Raw genomic sequence first — 19,502 nt, 5'->3', positions numbered from 1 at the left:
ATCCCTCTGAGCACGCTTAAGTTGAACTTCTAATTCTTGTATGCGCTGTTGCTCGGGTGTTAACGCTTTTGATTTTACAGGCGTATTCCCATTTAACTCGGCAAGATATTGTTGCTTCCATCGTGATACGGCAGATTTACCCGCACCGGATATTTTTTCAACTTGGATATTGCTATATCCACCTTCAACCATGAGTTTTGCATATTCCAGTTTTTGCTTTCCGCTAAAGGTTACTTTTACTTTTCGGGTCATATTTATACCTATAAGATTTTGCTTAATTATAAGCTATAAATCTCTACAGTTTTATTAGACCACTACAGTCCGTTATTGGTTGCGATCCCGCCATTATGGGATATGGACCTGTCCCGGCAACTACAATGGCATTAAAACGTGCTAAGTTAACGCTGCAAGATATAGATGTTTTTGAAATTAACGAAGCTTTTGCTGCCCAAGCTCTAGCCTGTTTAAAAGATTTACACCTTATTGATAAGATAGACGAAAAAGTTAACCTGCATGGTGGAGCAATTGCCTTAGGTCACCCTTTAGGATGTTCGGGTGCGCGGATCATTACTTCTTTACTAAATGTTATGGAAAGGAAAGATGCTCAGTTTGGCTTAGCCACCATGTGTATTGGTTTTGGGCAAGGCATTGCTACTCTTATTGAGCGGATTAAATAACTGGTCTACGCTTTATTGTATGTTGTTGCTATTTTACCGCCCAGAAGGGCGGTTTTTTTTGTTTTGTGATCTCATTTAAATAAATTCGAACGCATCACCATAAAGATATTCAGGGCTAACGTCTCTTTCACTACAAAAACGTTCCCTCGCGATTTTTGCCATTTCAAAACGCCCAGCAATGTAAATTTCATAGTTTGTAAGAGAACCAAAGTCATCGAGCACAGCACTCAAAACCGTACCTGTTCGTCCTCGCCAATCAGATTCAGGTTGTTCAACAACAGGAATAATCTTTATGTTGCGATATTGCTCTGAAAGCGACTGCAATTCACCTAAATCATATAGGTGTTCTAATCTTCGTCCGCCCCAATAAAAGGTAATATCTCTGTCAGGATTTTCTTCTAATGCAGCATATAAAATTGCGCGGGTATAAGAAAATCCTGTTCCCCCGGCAATAAGGATTATTGGTTTTTTACTTCCCTCACGAAACCAAGCTTTACCATGAGGAATATCAATATTAATACTATTTTGCGCAAATATACGTTCCATTACCGCCATGGCATAAAGATTAAACTCTGACGCACCAATATGGAGCTCAATGAGTTTTTTTTCTGAAGGAATTGAAGCCAAAGAAAATGGGCGTTTATCACGCTCATCCATAATGACCATTAGATATTGACCGGCACGAAAGGAAAATTGACCTTCCGGTAATAAGCGAACGCGATAGACCGTATCAGTGATAGATTCAATAGAAACCACCTTACAACTTAATGTCGTCATTCACATCCTCTCATAATTTTAAAATATCCAATTCATGCCAAATTTCATCTATCCGTTTTTTTATTTTTTCTGTCATAACTATTGGACGACCCCACTCTCTTTGTGTTTCACCCGGCCATTTATTGGTTGCATCAAGACCCATTTTTGAACCTAAACCTGAAATAGGTGACGCAAAATCAAGATAATCGATCGGGGTATTTTCCATCATAACGGTATCACGTGCAGGATCCATCCTGGTTGTGATTGCCCAAATAACATCATTCCAGTCACGAGCATTAATATCTTCATCACAGACAATAACAAATTTTGTATACATAAATTGCCGTAAATAAGACCAAACTCCCATCATAATGCGCTTAGCATGCCCAGCATATTGTTTCTTGATAGTCACTACGGCAAGTCGATAAGAGCAACCCTCCGGGGGTAAATAAAAGTCAACAATTTCTGGAAACTGTTTTTGTAATATAGGGACTAAAACCTCATTTAACGCAGCACCTAAAATGGCAGGTTCATCAGGAGGACGACCGGTATAGGTTGAATGATAAATAGCATCACTACGTTGAGTTATATGAGTGACGGTAAAGACTGGAAATTTATCTACTTCATTATAATAGCCAGTATGATCTCCGTAAGGCCCTTCAGATGCAAATTCTTCAGGATCAATATAACCTTCTAGAATAATTTCTGCCCCTGCCGGCACTTCAAGCTCATTAGAAATACATTTTACCACTGATGAACGATGTCCGCGTAATAATCCAGCAAATGCATATTCGGAAAGTGTATCTGGAATAGGTGTCACCGCGGCTAGAATTGTGGCAGGATCAGCCCCTAAAGCCACCGCTACCGGAAAAGGTGTAGCTGGATATTTATCACACCACTCTTGAAAATCCAATGCTCCACCCCGATGAGATAACCAACGCATAATCAGCTTATTTTTAGTTAATAGTTGCTGTCGATAAATACCTAAATTTTGCCGCGCCTTAAAAGGTCCCTGAGTAACCGTTAATCCCCATGTAATTAATGGTGCAACATCTTCTGGCCAACAATGCATTATAGGTAGACGAAACAGATCAACATCTTCCCCTTGCCAAATCTGTTCTTGGCAGGCGGCCGACTTGAGTCTTTTAGTTGGCATATTAAGGATCTGTTTAAATTTTGGTAGTTTATTAATTAAATCAGTGAATCCTTTCGGGGGATCCGGCTCCTTAAGAAAAGCCAATAATTTGCCAACTTCATGCAATGCTTGGACATTTTCTTGTCCCATGCCCATCGCAACGCGTTCAACGGTACCAAACAAATTGCACAGCACTGGCATACTAAAAGCCTTAGGGTTTTCAAATAATAGTGCCGGCCCGCCCGCTCGCAGAGTTCTATCCGCTATTTCTGTCATTTCTAAATAAGGATCGACTTCACGGCTGATTCGCTTCAGCTCTTTTTTTTGTTCTAATAATGATATGAAATCTTTGAGATCACGGTATTTCATTATATATTTTCTACTTTTTAATTTGTTGGAACTTCATTATAAATTGTTCTATGCAGGTTACCAATAAAGGTTCAATTCGTTAAGATTAGTGAGTCTTTTCTGTAAACCTAGACACAGCGATAAGGAACCCATTTTTTTAATATTTTTGTATCATATTGTTCTGGAAAATGTTGGTTGTACTGAAAAATCTTAAATCCTTCATTTTTGCCACTAAAATAATGTAGTTCCTTATCTTTAATCTGTAAGCCACTGCCTTCACGTAAAGCTATAACAATCTCATCGGGATTAATGACACAGAACTCAGCAATACGATCATCTCGAGTTTCTCCCATATGTCCACTAATACGTGTATCAATATAATGCGGATTAATTTGTATTGGGAATAGCCCCAACGAGGGCATTACAACCGCATTAGAAACCGGCATATCATTGGTTGTTCTTATACTGGGCGTAGCGACATTACAGCCAGCACTCCAGCCAATATAGGGAATATTGCGTTCAAAAACAGCACGTTGTATAGCCACAATCAGTCCATTTTCATGCAGGCATTTATTCAACCACCAGGTATTGCCACCACTAACTAAAATGCATTCTGCTGATTCAATCGCTTTTACTGGCGACGCAAAATGTGCAATCGAAACCACTTCGATACCTAATGATTGACTAAGCTCCAATGCACGTTGATCATGATCACCGCGTAAAACAGCATAGGGGACTAATACTGCTTTGCGGATCTGTCGGCGTTGAAACATCTCTTGTAATCGTGTCGTAGCATAATTTAGCCATTGAGAACTGGTGGTTAGTCGACCATTACTGAGAAGAAATATATCCATCTATCCTTACCTTGTATTTTAATCATCATGTAAAACTATGTTACCCAAATTACAGAGAATTAACGCTGTTAGTTTTTACTACATAATAAGTTATAATTTGATATAGTAATAAAGTGTAATTTTATTTTTGAGCCATCACATGGAAAATTGGTATCTTATTTACTGTAAGCGTGGGCAAATAGAGTGAGCAATAAAAAATCTAAAAAGACAGCATGTTATCTGCTTAACGCCAGAAGCTCAAATAGAAAAAATGGTGCGCGGCAAGCGCATCACCGTCACAGAAGCATTATTTCCCAACTATCTTTTCGTAAAATTTGATCCTGAAGAGATCCATACCACAACGATACGCTCAACCAGAGGTGTTAGCCATTTTATTCGATTTGGTCTCTATCCTGTGATCGTACCAGATAATATTATTGATGAGTTCAAGTCCGCTTCTAAACCAGAAATTGTCGCAGCAAAGACACCGGTTTCAGGTGATACTGTTATTATTACTGAAGGTATTTTTGAAGGCCTAAAAGCAATTTTCTCCGAACCTGACGGTGAAAATCGTTCAGTTATTCTACTTAATATTCTCAACCAAAATATAGCTAAGCTAATAGATAATAAACAATTTAAGAAAAGTAATTAATTGTGATTAAGAAAATAGCATTTTATTCTATATTTTGATCGTAATTTTTATCATCAACCGTCTTGCGTCCCTTACCAACATAGAATCGTGATAACAACAAACCCAATTCAAATAATAAATACATTGGTACCGCCAATAGTGTCTGAGAAAACACATCTGGTGGAGTCAAAAACATACCTACAATAAAAGCACCGACAATAATATAAGGGCGCTTACGTTTTAAGGAATCTGGGGTTGTAACACCTGTCCAACAAAGTAGAATAATGGCAACAGGAACTTCAAAGGCCGCACCAAATGCCATGAAAAGTGTCATGACAAAGCTGAGATATTTGCTGATATCAGGAATGAAATTAACACTTTCTGGTGTAGTTTTTACAAAAAAACCAAATGCTAAAGGAAAAACAACAAAATAGGCAAAAAGCATCCCTAAGTAAAAGAGTACACTACTGGAAACCAGTAAAGGTAACATTAAGCGCCGCTCGTGCTTATAAAGTGCTGGCGCGATAAAAGCCCATAACTGATATAAGATAACTGGAATAGAAATAAATACTGCCACCATAAACGTAAGTTTAATCGGAGTAAAAAAAGTTGATGCCACATCGGTTGCACTCATGCGAGAACCAACCGGCAGCTGCTCAATCAACGGTGCCGCAACCAAATGATAAATATCATTGGAAAAATAGACTAGGGCAAGAAAAACCACTGCAACAGTAAATAAGCTATAAAGAATACGTCTACGTAATTCAATTAAATGGCTAATAAGTGGTTGTGGATCATCAATAGACATAGACTAATTTTCACCGTTAGTTTGATCAGAATGCTTTTTTACTTTCTCGGCAGGGGATTGCGGTGCTTTTTTATTTTTAGTAGGACGACCTGACTCGGTTACCAACTGCTCAGTCTGTGCTGGTTTGTGCTGTTTATGGGCGGTTATAGGTATTTCTTCATCTATTTTAGCTGTGCTATTTTCAGCCAGATCACTGGTAAATGCTTTTACTTTTGCCAATTCTTCTTCGATACGACTGTTCGATGATTGATAATTTTTCTTTAGTAACTCGGTCGATTCGCGCAATTCTTCCATTGATTGCTTAAGTTCCGGCGAAAGGGTTTGTAATTGTGCTTTTTCTTCTGCCTTCTTCAATGTTTCCTGCAATTCTTGCAATTTTAATTCTTGTGACAGCTCATGTTGAACGTTAGCTGCCAATGAGCGCAATGCACGTATCCAACCAGCAACCGTTTTAACGGCTATTGGCAAACGCTCTGGACCAAGAACTACCAGGCCAATAATCATAACCAATAGCAGTTCACTAAAACCAATATCAAGCACGCTTCATACCTACTGTTTATTTTTTTTATTTTCAGCCGTTTCTTTTGTCTGACTTATGGTTGTTTTCTCAGTAAGATTTTTCGCTTCAAAGTCAGCATCAGCCTGTTGTTTTTCTGCTTTTTTACTATCATCAGTTTTACTGTGATCATCACTCATCGCTTTTTTGAAGTTTTTCAATGACTCCCCCAAATCTGAGCCAAGTGAGCGTAACTTCTTAGTACCGAAAATTAAAACAACCAGTAAAGCAATAATAAGAAGCTGACCGGGACTACCAAATGTAGCCATAGCTATTGTTGTTCCCATTGATATATACCTCTACGAAATTAGGTTCAACTATGTATGATTCCATTATATACAACTAATTTTATGTAAGATACCTACAGATCCTAAGATAAATTTGTTTAAAGACAAACTTTAGCCAATTTTACCTGTTCGATACCATCCCACACCCCATGAAATTATACCGAAAAAGATAAACCCAATAGCAGCAATTTTTGCATCGAAAATCTGCAATAAAGTACCACATAACAAGCAAGTCGCGCCAATTCCTAGTAAATATTGGCCTTGTCTTTGCTTTACTTGCTGCCCTTGTAACTGGACAGCGAATTTATCAATACTATCTTGTAAATATTTATATTGCTTAAGTGCTCCATAAATAAGATCGGGAATTTCTGGCATTTTTTCTGCCCAATAGGGTGCTTTTTCCTTAAATGCACTAATAATCGCCGCGAACCCCATTTGCCGATGTAGCCAATCTTCAAGAAAAGGTTTAGCTGTCTTCCACAAATCTAGTTGTGGATAAAGCTGCCTTCCCAAACCTTCAATATAGAGCAAGGTTTTTTGCAGTAACACCAATTGTGGCTGAACTTCCATATTAAAACGACGCGCAGTATTGAATAAATTGAATAAAACATGACCAAAAGAAATTTCTGCTAGGGGTTTCTCAAAAATTGGCTCACACACGGTTCGAATGGCAAATTCAAAATCTTCAACATTTGTATCGGCTGGTACCCAGCCCGAATCGACATGTAATTCAGCTACCTTACGGTAGTCACGATTAAAAAAGGCAATAAAATTCTCTGCCAAATAACGTTTATCTTCTTTATTTAATGAACCGACGATACCACAATCAATACCGATATATTGTGGATCTTGAGGATGCTCTCGACTAATAAATATATTACCAGGATGCATATCAGCATGAAAAAAGCTATCGCGAAAAACTTGGGTAAAAAAGACTTTTACCCCACGCTCAGCTAATAACTTCATATTAATTCCTTGCTTCTTTAACGCGTCAATATCAGAAACAGGAATACCATAGATACGCTCCATAACCATCACATTCTCCCGACAGTAGTCTGAATAGACTTCGGGAATATAAAGCATGGAACTATTTTCAAAATTACGTCTTAATTGGATTGTATTTGCCGCCTCACGCAACAAATTTAATTCATCAATTAATGTTTTTTCATACTCTCGAACAACTTCCCGCGGGCGTAAACGACGTCCATCTGGTAACAGTGGGATCCAATTAGCCAGCCGATACATCAAGCCTATATCGGCTTTAATAATAGGCAGTATATCTGGGCGAATAACTTTAATTACGATTTGTTTATTATTTTGTTTTAATTTTGCCGTATGTACTTGGGCAATTGAGGCCGAGGCTAAGGGCACCTCATCAAAATCATCGAACCAGGTTTCAAGAGAGCCACCTAATGACTGTTCAATGTGTTGACGCGCCAATTGGCCATCAAAACTAGCAACTTTATCTTGCAATAATGCTAACTGGTCAGAAATTATAGTGGGAAATAGATCGCGACGAGTAGAGAGCATCTGACCAAATTTAATCCAAACCGGACCTAAATCTTGTAAAGCTAAACGTAAACGTTCACCAAGGGCTTTGTCTTTATGCTTATTTGATAACCAAAATAGACAATGGCGACCAATCCTTAATGGTAAAGTAAATTTAATTTTGGGAATGAGTTCATCTAAACCATAATTTAGAAATACTCGAACGATAAAATAGAGCCGTTTAATTTCTCCCGGTCTCATATTTTTCCTCCAATTTAGCCAAACGCTGTTCCAGTTTTGCAATATCCGCTGCCACCTTCTCAACCTTATCAGCAAAACTTAGCACTTCTAATGTATTAGGAGACATTCGCCATTCTTCCACCAATACATCTTTAAAATGATTTTTTTGTTGATTTAACAACTCATTTATTCCAATTAAACTTTTTTTAATCCAACGGCTCATCCCTTCGGCAACAACATCACCAACATAAGGAGCAAGATAATGAGCGGGATCCCATTGCGCAGCATCAAGTAAAGCTGACCAATGCTGCACAATTTGCATATCCCCTTCGATAACAATCCTGCCATCTTTGATCAACGTTGAAAGTTGTTGTTTATCTTTAAGCTGCACTAGCGTTGCTAATGCAGTTTTTATCACACAATCTGCCGGTGTAGGCCACTGATTTACGACATCAACTCGTTGCTCGGAGAAGACAAGTACTAATGGTTGAGATAATTCTTTTAAATTAATCTCCAGCACTTTGCCAACTAACCTTACTCTGGCTGATTTCAACGCCACTTCCTGATAGAAAAATTTATTCAACATAGGCTGTAAAAGGGAAGCTGCTGCAGCATGTAATACAGGTACTGTTGAATCGCTTTTCATTGACGAGGTAGCCATTTTAAAATTTGAACCCTCTATGTAGGGCAACAATTCCACCCGTCATATTGGTATAGGAAACTTGTTCAAAACCAACTAACTCCATCATTGTTTTTAACGTGTCCTGATCCGGATGCATGCGAATAGATTCAGCTAAATAGCGATAGCTATCGGCATCATTGACTATCATTTGACCAACGCGCGGCAAAATATGAAAAGAGTAAGCATCATAAGCTTTAGTTAATACTGGTAAAATGGGTTTTGAAAACTCTAATACCAATAAACGACCACCAAGTTTTAACACCCTAAACATTGATTTTAGTGCTTTATCTTTATCAGTAACATTTCGCAGACCAAAAGAAATGCTAATACAATCGAAGTAGTTATCAGGAAAAGGCAGCTCTTCAGCATTAGCCTGGACATAATTAACATTACCAATAATACCACGATCGCGGAGCTTTTCGCGCCCCATTTTCAGCATCGAATCATTGATATCAGCCAGAACAACCTCGCCTTTTTCGCCAACTATTTTGGCAAATTTAGCTGTCAAGTCGCCAGTGCCACCCGCCAGATCTAAAATAGTTTGCCCGCGGCGCGCGCCACTGGCTTCTATCGTAAAACGTTTCCAGATTCGATGGATCCCTAATGACATAAGATCGTTCATAAGATCATATTTCGCGGCCACCGAATGAAAAACAGCAGCAACCAAATTCGCTTTTTCATCCTTGGCTACTTTACGAAAGCCAAAATCAGTGGTTTCTTTAATTGGATCTACCATATTTACGCTCATTTAATCATTAAAATAATCGAAAGTGCAATCATGTTTATCGCAAGATCTTATTTATGATCTACCGATTTTTTTTAATTATGATTTAGCGGTCTGTTTGCTAAATTCAGTATCAATCGGTCGTTTCACTTCTATTCCCAATTCTTTTAAACTTTCCGCCTGACTAATCAAATTACCTTTTCCTTCCGCTAATTTTTTGATTGCCGATTGATAATTCAGCTGGGCTTTGCTCAAACTCTGACCTAAAACCTGGATATCATCAACAAATAACCGCATTTTGTCATACATTCTAGCAGCACGCTCGGCAATAACTTGTGCATTTTGACTCTGGCGTTCATAGCGCCACAAATTATTAATAGTACGTACTGCCACCAATAACGTTGATGGGCAAACGAGTAAAATGTTATTTCGCAATCCTTCGTCAATAAGTTCAGGCGCTTCACGTAAAGCAATCAAATAAGCCGGTTCGAGTGGAATAAACATTAGTACGTAATCTAGCGATCTTAATCCATTTAATTGATGATAATCTTTTCGTCCAAGCTCTTTAATATGGTTACGTACAGAATTAACATGCCCCCGCAATGCCGTAGCTCGTTGCTGCTCATCTTCACTATTAAAATAGTGCTCATAAGCTGTCAGTGACATTTTAGCGTCGATTACAACATCTTTACCTTGGGGTAGACGAATAATCACATCCGGCTGATAACGACTATTGGAGGTATTGATACTGACTTGAGTTTCAAATTCATGCCCCTGCCTTAGCCCAGAAGCCTCCAATATGCGAGAAAGAATTGTTTCACCCCAATTGCCCTGAATTTTAGTATCCCCTTTTAGTGCTTTAGTCAAATTAATCGTTTCTTTTGCCATCTCTGCATTTAACTGCTGAAGCTGACGAATTTCATGCGCTAGGGTATGACGCTCACGCGCTTCCTGACTAAAACTCTCATGTACCTGACGGCGAAAACCGTCCAATTGTTCACGGAAAGGTGTTAATAATGCAATTAAACTTTGACGGTTCTGCTCAGAAGCGCGACGCTCGTTTTGTTCAAAAATACGATTGGCTAAATTCTCAAATTGAACATTTAACCGCTGCTCACTATTTAGTAATAGCCGCTGTTTCTCTTCAAAAGCCAGCCGTGTCTCTTCAAGCCGTGTCATCACTTCACGTAGTTCAACTTCTTGATTACGATTAATTTCCCTTTGTGACCTTAATTCTTGGTCACGGTGCTCACACTCAATTTTCCAATATTCGAGATGAGCAATTTTCTCCTCATAGCTAGCCTGAATACTATAAAAGTCGCGCAATTCCGACTCTTTTTTATTCATCTTTTGCGCAATAACTAGCCAGATTAAACTACCACCAAAGAGTGTGCCGGTAAGAAATCCAATAATTGCATATAATAACTGAATATCCACCTAGGTTTCCTTAAAATAGTCTTTATTTTATAAAGTAACTTAGTGGCATACTGTATAAATGTCCAGAATAAAATTTGCTTACCTTGGTCAACAAACAGCACGAGACTGAAATTTAACGACTGCTTTACCCCATCCACTGTGCAAGCCAAGATAAACCAAATGCCCCTGGCGTTAAAATAGCAAATGCCCAGATCATGGCAGAAAGTAAATTAGCCAGCTGAAAATAATGTTTAGGCATAGCACAAATCCCTGCTACTAAGGGAATAATCGCCCTTAAGGGGCCCAAAAAACGGCCAAGAAAAACACTCCATACTCCCCAACGGTCAAAAAAACGATGCCCCCGATCAAGCACTTGAGGACGACGAGAAATTGGCCACATATGGCGTACACGGTTCTTATAATGAAAACCAAACCAATAAGACAACCAATCACCCAAAAAAGCACCACTTGCGGCAGCTAACCATATTGGTAAAAAAGCGAGCCCATTATCACCAATTAATGCGCCTAAACCAAGCAAAATTACTGTGGCAGGTAATAATAAGGAAATAAAGGCTAACGATTCGCCAAAAGCTAATATAAAAACAATAAAGATAGCTAATATTTGATGATTGCGAGCAAATTCGGTAATAACATTAATAATTTCAGACCATGTCAACTTATTATTCCTATTACAGTTAAATTTTCGTTATGATGTCGTCAGTCATGTAAATTATTGTCAGTTTAAAATATATAATACGATAAGTTCAACTTATAAAATGATAAATTTAAGTTATTTAATTTTATGCTATTATCGGGCAGATAACATTAATTGGTTTACTAAAAAAACGAAATAAGAAAATTAGCCGTTAATTGATCAAAATAGAGATTATTGAATACCTTCGATAATAAAAAATAAAACGAGCATTACTTAAGGCAAATAAAAAACCGCGATTAAATAAAAAGATATAATAAAATAAATTTATCGCTATTTTATCAAACTGACAAACAGTTATACCCGTTTTATCGAATAAAGTAGCCAAGCATGGAGCATTTATTAATTCAATAACCGGCGAGCCGCATCAACAACAATTCCTAAAACATTCCCTTCAGTTTGGCGTAATAATGTTTCATCTGGTGTTTCTTGTTGGGTACGGTTAACAATCACACCGGCTATCATACCTGCTGATAATTCCTGGCTAGAACACATTGTCAGTAAGGTGGCTGATTCCATTTCATAATTAATCACTCCCATCTTTTGCCATTCTTCCATCGATCCGCGAAAACGACGAACAACCCGACCACTATAAGTATCGTAACGCTCCTGGCCAGGATAAAAGGTATCCGAAGAAGCAGTAATACCAACATGGGTTGTGATCCCAGCTGCTTTAGCAGCTTCATATAACGCATTGGTACAACTAAAATCAGCTACTGCAGGATATTCTAAAGGCGCAAAATGTAAGCTGGCTCCATCTAGACGTACCGCGCCAGTGGTAATTAGTACATCACCGATATTGATATTTTTTTGTATGGCGCCGGTAGTGCCAATACGAAGAAAAGTACGTATTCCTAATTGTGCCAATTCTTCAACAGCAATAGAAGTAGAAGGGCCGCCTATGCCGGTCGAACAAATAATAATTGGTTTACCATTAAGTTCAGCTCGCCAGGAAGTAAATTCACGTAATGAAGCCAGATATACCGGGTTATCCATTAATTTGGCAATTTTTTCTACCCGATTTGGATCGCCGGGCACAATCGCAATTGTTGCACCTTGTAGATCATTTTTAGTTAGTCCCAAATGAAAAACAGCAGACATAATTACACCATATTGTTTTTTTTAATTTATTTAATCCATTAATCTAATAATAAAATGATCACTTTTTAATGATAGGGATCATTTAAAACAAAAATGAAAAGCTGCTTTTGCACAAAAATATGATCAAATTATTTATCCTAATTTGATCATATCGTATTTTTAATAAATAAAAATCACTTGATTAATTAAAAGGATCCGGTAAATCTTTTTAGGCTTTTATTGTATTTTTAGCTTATCACTCACTATTATTAACGTACGACTAGCAAAAATTTTAATAATTTCTAACCTTGTTGAATTTAAAGGTTGGAAGATACGAATCGTTTAACCAATTTTTATGTACAAGGGGTTATCATGGGATTTTTAGATCAACTTACCAGTATGGTTGGTGGTGAAAAATTTAATCAATATAAAAATATTTTAAGCTGGATTGAAACACAAGGTGGCATACGTGGTTTAATTGATAAATTTGAACAACAAGGATTTGGTGGAATTATTCAATCCTGGATAGGCTCAGGTGAAAATTTACCCGTAAGTATGGAGCAAATTAGCTCAATATTTGGCGCAAGTAATATTTCTGGCCTAGCCAGTAAAGTCGGTTTAAATTCAGAACAAACTTCTGCCTTAATTGCAGAGTACTTGCCTAAATTAGTTAATACCGCAACCCCAGATGGCAAAATACCAGAAAAATTAGATTTAACGTCGATTGGTATGAAATTACTTAAAGATAAATTTTTTGGTGGTTAATCATCATTGCCCATCGCTGTTAAGATGGGCATATTTCGTTTAAGCTACTGGTGCCAATTTCTTCCTGGCTGAATCCAAACGTTGGCGCTCAATCTACCTTGCGCAAAGTCGATCGATTGAGCCAATGTCGATGTACCCAAAGTGATAACAATAGTAAACTGCTACCTAAAATAAAGCTAAGCCAATCGGGATGCTGCTGCCAAACAACAAAATTGACCAATAATCCCGCTGGCACCAACATATTATTCATAATGGCCAACGTGCCAGCATCTACCTGTGTCGCGCCATAATTCCACATAAAATAACCAATACCGGAAGCACCCACTCCCAACCAAATTAAAACGCCCCACTGTATTTTTGTCATGGGTAATTTACTTACATCACCAAATATCATCCAACCGAGTAATGCCACCGTACAGGCGCCGATATAGAACCATGAAAAGGCTAGCCGCTGTGGGATTGGATAAACTTCCATCATTCTTTTGTAACCAACTTGGCCAATCGCAAAGGAGATATTCGCCAACTGGACATAAAGCAAACCTAACCAAAAAGATCCACTCAAATGATCATAGCGAATGATAGCGGCACCAATCACCGCCAACATTGCACTAAACAAATATCCCCAGCGTAAATGCTGCCTTTCCAATAGATCATAAAATAACGTTATATAAAGCGGCGTTAACACGGTAAAGAGTAAAAATTCGACTACAGTAAGATAGTTATATGCTTGGAAAACAAATAAATACATAATGCCTAACTGAAAAGCACCCACTAGCATATAAAGTAAAATAATTTTCAACGACAACCCACGCCAGCGTAGAAAAGGTAAAAAAACCACCGCCGCCAGCGCAACACGAACTAAAACGGCAAACCAACTATCAACCTGACCGGCTATATATTCACCGATTAAACTAAAAGACGCTGCCCATAGCAGCGTCGTAATAACTAGCAATCCCATAGTTTGTCTCTTGGTAGATTAATGTTCTTTATCAATCAATAAAGCTTCCATCAAATCAAGATCTAATAATAGCGTTCGCATGGTTTCATTGCTGATTTCTTTCGTTGCACGTAAGTGATATAACTCTGCCCGCTCGGCGCGTAATGCCGTTAAACGAAAACGACGCTCTAAATCTTCTATTAGTAAATTATGCTCCATCTCATCCTGGCCCGCGGTTCGACGGCGTAGATAGCCAGTAACGCGAGAAGCAACTTCACTAATAACTTCAGGATCTAGCGCTTCTTGAGCATCGGCGGAAAGGCGCTCTTCCATTTTATTTAAGCTCACAATAGCCACTTCTGCCATCGCCGCTTTTGCCATCCGCATCTCATTAATATCTGCCAGTTTGTCACCCACTTTAAAATTATGCAGTAAAAGCGGCAGAGCAAGCACGCCAATAAAAATCGATAGCATGATCACCCCTGCTGCAATAAAAACTAACTGATAACGAGCAGGGAAAGGGGTACCATCGGTCAGAAATGACGGTATGGAAAGAACACCTGCCAAGGTGATCGCACCACGTACTCCAGCAAATGAAGCTAACCACAATTCACGATAGGTATAAGAAGCAAATTGTAACGGCCGTTTTTTTAATAGCAGCCGACTGAAACGCTTCATCAACCATAACCAACTAAACCTTAACAATAATAAAGCAGTATAAATAATGAAAACGGCAACAAATAACATCCATGTTTCTACACTGGGATCAAGTTCAGCTTGAATAACAGAGGTTTCCCATATACCGGGTAACTGTAAGCCAAGCATGATAAAAACTAAGCCATTAAAAACAAACTCCAGCATCGACCAGACATTATCCGATCTTAACCGCATCGCTAGTGGTGCATTGCGAATAACACCGGCTTTACTGATTGTCATACCCGAAGCTACGGCTGATAAAATACCGGAAAAACCAATATGCTCAGCGATAAGATATGCGGCAAAAGGTAATAGTAACATTAAGATCATCTGGGTTGCCGGATCATCACCACTCCAGCGACTCATAATGCGTAGTGATTTGCTATAAATCCAAGTCACTGCAATACCGATCAACAAACCGCCCACCGCTACTTTAAAAAATTCAAGGGTGACACCAGACACAGTAAAGATCATGGTTCCCATCGCAATGGCGACAGCAAATTTGAGTGCCACCAAGCCGGAAGCATCATTCATCAGTGCTTCCCCCTCTAACACACTCATCATCCGCTTCGGTATTCGACCTCTACCCACAATCGAGGAGAGTGCCACCGCATCAGTTGGCGAAAGAACAGCTGCCAAAGCAAAAGCCGCAATAAGCGGGATGCTAGGTAACAACCAATAGATCACATAACCGATTCCAACGACTGTTACTAAAACTAATCCTAATACCAAGATAAAAATTTCACGTCCATTTTGAAAAAATTCACGCGTTGGGGTTTTCCAACCATCAACAAATAATAACGGCGGGATCAACAAAACAAGAAAAAGCTCTGGATCAAAATCAACATGCAAACCAAAATGCGGCCATGCTAACAATGCGCCTATCGCAATTTGCATAATCGGCAGCGGTATACGAAACGGAATAACTTTTGTAATGACGCCTGATACTGAAACCATCAAAATCAAAATGAGGATGGTAAAAAATATTTCCATATTATCCTTACTGATAAGTCTGAGTTATAAGCCGAGCAAAGTATTATTATGCTTAACAGATATTAATAGAAAATAAGACTATGCTATCAAAAAAGAACTAGCCCACCGCAAAACTCCTACATTTCGCCATATTCTATCCTTAACAACAAACTATCATTGGCAATATTTTTGACTTTAAGATTAATCGTATTAGTGAACTTTATGTTCCATTTCACTTAGAAATTAACATCAACGTCTATAAACTTAAATAGCTAAACCACTAATGTAAAAAGCGACTAATATTATTGCGATCAGAACGGTACCAATATTTAATTTACGCCACTCGCCGGCACAAACACGGCCAATTACTAAGCCGGCAAAGCCAATCATGATGCCAGTAACAATATTGCAAGTTAAAACAATGAATACTGCACAAAGTAAACCAGCGACAGCATCAATAAAGTCATTAAAATCCAGTTGGGCAACATTACTCAGCATTAATAAACCGACATACATCAATGCTGGGGCTGTCGCATAAGACGGCACTAAATAAGATAAGGGGGATAAAAATAAAATTAACAAAAACAGCAAGCCAACCACTACCGCCGTTAATCCGGTTTTACCACCATCAATAATTTGACCATTTTTGTCCAACAAATTAGCTTGACCGGCTACCGCACGGATTGTCCCAGTGGCATCAAAAATAGCTGTCATAACTAGTGCAAATAAACTTGGTAAAACAACTGGCTGTAATGCACCAACAATATCCATACTAAACAATAACGATAAACCGTCTTCACCCAAGGTTGGCAATTTAAACAAACCTTGATATTTCACTTGTGGATCAAAAATTAAGCCAATAATAGAAATCGCAATGATCACGATTAATACCCCGCCCGGCGTTTTTCTTTTTTCCAAACCAAAGATGACAGCCAAACCAATCAGCGACATAATGACAGGAAAAGAAGTAAATTGCCCAAGCGCAACCGGCAAACCAGCCTGCTCAATTTTTTACTACCAAACCAATACCATTAGCGGCTATCAATAGCAAAAACAATCCGATACCAATGCCTGTACCTTGAGCAATCCCCTTTGGCATACTACGTAGAATAAAGCTACGAACACCGGTAATGGAAATAAAAGTAAATAAACATCCCATCAAAAAAACGGCACCTAAAGCAACAGGAATGCTCACCTGCTGACTAAGAACCAGGCTAAATGCGGTAAATGCGGTTAATGAAATAGCACAACCGATGGCCATCGGTAAATTAGCCCATAAGCCCATTAATAATGAGCCAAATCCTGCTACCAGGCAGGTAGCAATAAAAATTGCCGTGGGTGGAAAACCCGCTTGACCGAGCATACCTGGCACTACAATAACAGAGTAGACCATGGCTAAAAATGTGGTCAGCCCCGCAATAATCTCGCGACGAATTGTCGAGCCTCGTTGCTGTATCTTAAAAAAATGATTTAGTTTGCAATTCGAAGGAGTTTGCCTAACAGACATGTTGATCCTCTGTTTAGAAATTCAAGGTAACTTTTAGCTATAGAAGAAAACGATTGCGTCAAAAAAATAAACTATTCCAATTATACGCAATCGTTTGGCTTCATAAAAAGAAAAAAGAAATTTTAAAGATGCAATTATCTGGTGATCCTAAGGAAATAATCAAGGATTTTTCACTATAAAAATGATTATCATCATTTTATCGTTATGAAAAAAAAGGAAATTTTTCTATTTATTTTTATGTTATGCTAGCCAAAAGTAGCACTCTATCACTCGATAAAATAATGATATCATTTTGCCAGGCAAATAAATTCCCCCATAAACTGATTGTTTGATCTGATAATTTCTGTCAAATATTAATTAAATGTAAAATATTTATTTTTATTGCCTACATGAGTAAGCGTTGCCATTTTTAAACCAACAATGTTATTAACATTTATGCTAATATAATTTATTAATGATTATTATATTATGTAAACCATTTTAGTATGTTATAACCATAAGTCATTGCTGGACTTAATGACAACAATATTTATCTTAATTAAACTAATCTAATTTCATGGCAATAATAAATAACAACCCTTTATCTAAAGCAGATATAAAAACGCTATTCGGTTTCTTACTGTTTCTGTTGATTTACCTGCTGCCTGGTATCTTTGGACACAATCCCTGGAAACAAGATGAAAATTATAGTTTTGGTATTATACAAACCATGTATGAAACAGATAATTGGCTGATCCCAACTAACGCTGGCCAACCGTTCATGGAAAAACCCCCGCTCTATTATTGGGTTGCAACCATGGGTGTCCATCTTTTTTCCGCTTGGTTACCGATGCATGATGCAGCCAGAACTGCCACGTTATTTTTTTCTGCTTTGAGCTTATCTTTTTTTGTTTTTTTAGCCCGTCGTTTCTTCTCTGCAGATAGCTTTTCTGATCATCGCATCTGGATAGCACTAGCGCTATTCGCATCAGCGCCGGGTATATTACGCCATAGCCACGATATGTTTACCGATACCGCATTGATCGCAGGAACTATTATTGGTTTATATGGCTTATTAGGTCTCATTAAACAGGAAAACAATCTCTTTTCCACCGTTTGGTTAACGGCCGGTACCGTCATTACTATGCTCTCAAAGGGCGTTTTTGTTCCCGGCTTAATTTGGATCTGTTTAATTCTAGCGCCAATTTGTTTAAAAACTTGTCGCAATAAATGCTATTACTCTCTGGCAATTATTGCTGGGCTGCTATCTTTATGTTTAATTTTACCCTGGCCAATTTTGCTTTTTCGTGATAACCCTGAACTGTTTAAAGTTTGGTTTTGGGATAATAATATTGGCCGTTTTTTGGGTTTTTCAGTTGAATATTTAGGTGCAAAAGCAAAAGTTTTCCGTATTCCTGAAGCAATACTTCTTTTTGCCCTACCATCAGGCATCTTAGCTTTTATTTTTATCTTAAAACAACCAATAAAAAATCTTACCGACAATAGGTTTTTTTTACCGACTTGCTTTGTATTATTAGGCGTTATTTTATTACAAATTTCAGCCTCGGGTCGCGCGTTATATTTATTACCTTTTATTGCACCGATGGCATTATTGGCGACCCACTGTTTTTGTCTATTACCCTCACTAATATATAAAATTGGTTATTACTTTAGTCTAATTTTGTTTTCCCTACTTATCCCGTTAATATGGATTGGCTATGGGTTATCTTTATCCGCTGAACACCATCAATTACTAGCAATCTTTCGTCAATGGTTGCCAAGCGGCTATCAGCCTCACTTTTCTTGGTTAGCCTTTTTATTTGCGTTAGCTATCACGTTAATCTGGCTATTTAAAAAACGTTTTTTAGCCAACCAACTAGCTTTAAAAGCGGCTCAAATATGGTGTTTAGGACTGACTGTTATCTGGGGATTAGTCTTTTCCCTCTTTATTGGCTGGATAGATTATGCAAAAGGTTATCAAAATGTGTTTGCCGATCTAAAACAGCATATTGCCAGCGAATATCTCCCTACCGACTGTATGGTCTCCCATGAAGTGGGTGAATCAGAAGCGCCAATGCTTTATTACTACACCGGAATTTTACATCAATCACAATATTACTACGAAACTCCGCCTAATTGCCGTTGGCTGCTTGATCTTTCCAAACAGGTTAGAGAACCGCCACCAGGCATGGAAATATTCTGGATCGGCCACCGCCCCGATGAAACAGAAGAGAATTTGGTGTTATATAAAAAGATCGAGCGTTAACTACGCC

18 protein-coding genes and 2 pseudogenes are annotated in these 19,502 nt (G+C 38.2%); 4 read left to right on the top strand and 16 right to left on the bottom strand.

The window, feature by feature from the left end; all coding sequences use genetic code 11:
* A partial coding sequence (locus G468_RS20410) for an IS3 family transposase (protein ID WP_034249679.1) occupies nucleotides 1–252 on the bottom strand: 252 nt, incomplete at its 3' end.
* Between the two features lie 68 nt (nucleotides 253–320).
* Here G468_RS20410 and fadA point away from each other — a divergent pair.
* Nucleotides 321–677 (top strand): annotated as a pseudogene (fadA, locus tag G468_RS0109570) (acetyl-CoA C-acyltransferase); the annotation flags it as partial.
* A gap of 75 nt (nucleotides 678–752) precedes the next feature.
* Here fadA and fre read toward each other — a convergent pair.
* From fre to pepE, 3 genes are all read right to left on the bottom strand, one after another.
* Entirely contained in the window at nucleotides 753–1,454 is a 702-nt protein-coding gene (fre, locus tag G468_RS0109565) for an NAD(P)H-flavin reductase (protein ID WP_026822931.1), read from the bottom strand.
* A 10-nt stretch (nucleotides 1,455–1,464) separates the two neighbouring features.
* A complete protein-coding gene (ubiD, locus tag G468_RS0109560; protein ID WP_026822930.1) occupies nucleotides 1,465–2,937 on the bottom strand; it encodes a 4-hydroxy-3-polyprenylbenzoate decarboxylase in 1,473 nt (490 codons plus the stop codon).
* 107 nt (nucleotides 2,938–3,044) lie between these two features.
* Nucleotides 3,045–3,770: a dipeptidase PepE gene (gene pepE, locus G468_RS0109555; RefSeq protein WP_026822929.1), complete on the bottom strand. Its 726-nt coding sequence runs from the start codon at nucleotides 3,768–3,770 to the stop codon at nucleotides 3,045–3,047.
* A 190-nt stretch (nucleotides 3,771–3,960) separates the two neighbouring features.
* Between pepE and rfaH the strand changes: the two genes are divergently transcribed.
* Entirely contained in the window at nucleotides 3,961–4,401 is a 441-nt protein-coding gene (rfaH, locus tag G468_RS20405; RefSeq protein ID WP_246067452.1) for a transcription/translation regulatory transformer protein RfaH, read from the top strand.
* 22 nt (nucleotides 4,402–4,423) lie between these two features.
* Here the strand turns inward: rfaH and tatC are convergent, their stop codons facing one another.
* The 9 genes from tatC to udp all read right to left on the bottom strand — a co-directional run bounded on the left by tatC (nucleotide 4,424) and on the right by udp (nucleotide 12,394).
* On the bottom strand, nucleotides 4,424–5,188 hold the full coding sequence (gene tatC, locus G468_RS0109545; protein WP_026822928.1) for a Sec-independent protein translocase subunit TatC: 765 nt from the start codon (nucleotides 5,186–5,188) through the stop codon (nucleotides 4,424–4,426).
* Nucleotides 5,189–5,191: 3 nt separating this feature from the next.
* Nucleotides 5,192–5,728: a Sec-independent protein translocase protein TatB gene (tatB, locus tag G468_RS0109540; RefSeq protein ID WP_026822927.1), complete on the bottom strand. Its 537-nt coding sequence runs from the start codon at nucleotides 5,726–5,728 to the stop codon at nucleotides 5,192–5,194.
* Between the two features lie 9 nt (nucleotides 5,729–5,737).
* Nucleotides 5,738–6,031, bottom strand: a complete 294-nt coding sequence (gene tatA, locus G468_RS0109535; RefSeq protein WP_051297029.1) for a twin-arginine translocase TatA/TatE family subunit — start codon at nucleotides 6,029–6,031, stop codon at nucleotides 5,738–5,740.
* A 111-nt stretch (nucleotides 6,032–6,142) separates the two neighbouring features.
* Complete coding sequence (gene ubiB, locus G468_RS0109530) at nucleotides 6,143–7,780, bottom strand: ubiquinone biosynthesis regulatory protein kinase UbiB (RefSeq protein WP_026822925.1); 1,638 nt, start codon at nucleotides 7,778–7,780, stop codon at nucleotides 6,143–6,145.
* Entirely contained in the window at nucleotides 7,761–8,405 is a 645-nt protein-coding gene (locus G468_RS0109525; RefSeq protein WP_248604878.1) for a ubiquinone biosynthesis accessory factor UbiJ, read from the bottom strand. The genes ubiB and G468_RS0109525 overlap by 20 nt, the downstream gene beginning before the upstream one ends.
* Nucleotides 8,406–8,421: 16 nt before the next feature.
* Complete coding sequence (ubiE, locus tag G468_RS0109520) at nucleotides 8,422–9,177, bottom strand: bifunctional demethylmenaquinone methyltransferase/2-methoxy-6-polyprenyl-1,4-benzoquinol methylase UbiE (RefSeq protein WP_026822923.1); 756 nt, start codon at nucleotides 9,175–9,177, stop codon at nucleotides 8,422–8,424.
* An 87-nt stretch (nucleotides 9,178–9,264) separates the two neighbouring features.
* Nucleotides 9,265–10,602: a DNA recombination protein RmuC gene (gene rmuC, locus G468_RS20400; protein WP_071846873.1), complete on the bottom strand. Its 1,338-nt coding sequence runs from the start codon at nucleotides 10,600–10,602 to the stop codon at nucleotides 9,265–9,267.
* Nucleotides 10,603–10,726: 124 nt separating this feature from the next.
* Entirely contained in the window at nucleotides 10,727–11,257 is a 531-nt protein-coding gene (locus G468_RS0109510) for a DedA family protein (RefSeq protein WP_026822922.1), read from the bottom strand.
* A 378-nt stretch (nucleotides 11,258–11,635) separates the two neighbouring features.
* The gene (gene udp, locus G468_RS0109505) at nucleotides 11,636–12,394 is read right to left on the bottom strand and encodes a uridine phosphorylase (RefSeq protein ID WP_026822921.1); all 759 of its coding nucleotides are present in this window, start codon (nucleotides 12,392–12,394) and stop codon (nucleotides 11,636–11,638) included.
* Nucleotides 12,395–12,745: 351 nt separating this feature from the next.
* Here udp and G468_RS0109500 point away from each other — a divergent pair, with 351 nt between their 5' ends.
* Entirely contained in the window at nucleotides 12,746–13,138 is a 393-nt protein-coding gene (locus G468_RS0109500; protein ID WP_026822920.1) for a YidB family protein, read from the top strand.
* 88 nt (nucleotides 13,139–13,226) lie between these two features.
* Here G468_RS0109500 and G468_RS0109495 read toward each other — a convergent pair whose 3' ends face one another.
* The 3 genes and pseudogenes from G468_RS0109495 to G468_RS20395 all read right to left on the bottom strand — a co-directional run bounded on the left by G468_RS0109495 (nucleotide 13,227) and on the right by G468_RS20395 (nucleotide 17,256).
* Nucleotides 13,227–14,096, bottom strand: coding sequence for a carboxylate/amino acid/amine transporter (locus tag G468_RS0109495; RefSeq protein WP_026822919.1), 870 nt, complete (start codon nucleotides 14,094–14,096; stop codon nucleotides 13,227–13,229).
* A gap of 18 nt (nucleotides 14,097–14,114) precedes the next feature.
* Entirely contained in the window at nucleotides 14,115–15,764 is a 1,650-nt protein-coding gene (locus G468_RS0109490; protein ID WP_026822918.1) for a Na+/H+ antiporter, read from the bottom strand.
* Between the two features lie 243 nt (nucleotides 15,765–16,007).
* A pseudogene (locus G468_RS20395) lies at nucleotides 16,008–17,256 on the bottom strand (NCS2 family permease).
* Between the two features lie 550 nt (nucleotides 17,257–17,806).
* Between G468_RS20395 and G468_RS0109480 the strand changes: the two are divergent.
* Complete coding sequence (locus G468_RS0109480; RefSeq protein ID WP_034249677.1) at nucleotides 17,807–19,495, top strand: ArnT family glycosyltransferase; 1,689 nt, start codon at nucleotides 17,807–17,809, stop codon at nucleotides 19,493–19,495.
* Nucleotides 19,496–19,502 lie beyond the last annotated feature (7 nt).

Source organism: Arsenophonus nasoniae DSM 15247 (assembly GCF_000429565.1).
Classification (GTDB): Bacteria; Pseudomonadota; Gammaproteobacteria; order Enterobacterales; family Enterobacteriaceae; genus Arsenophonus; species Arsenophonus nasoniae.
This window is presented reverse-complemented; position numbering and strand designations above follow the sequence as displayed.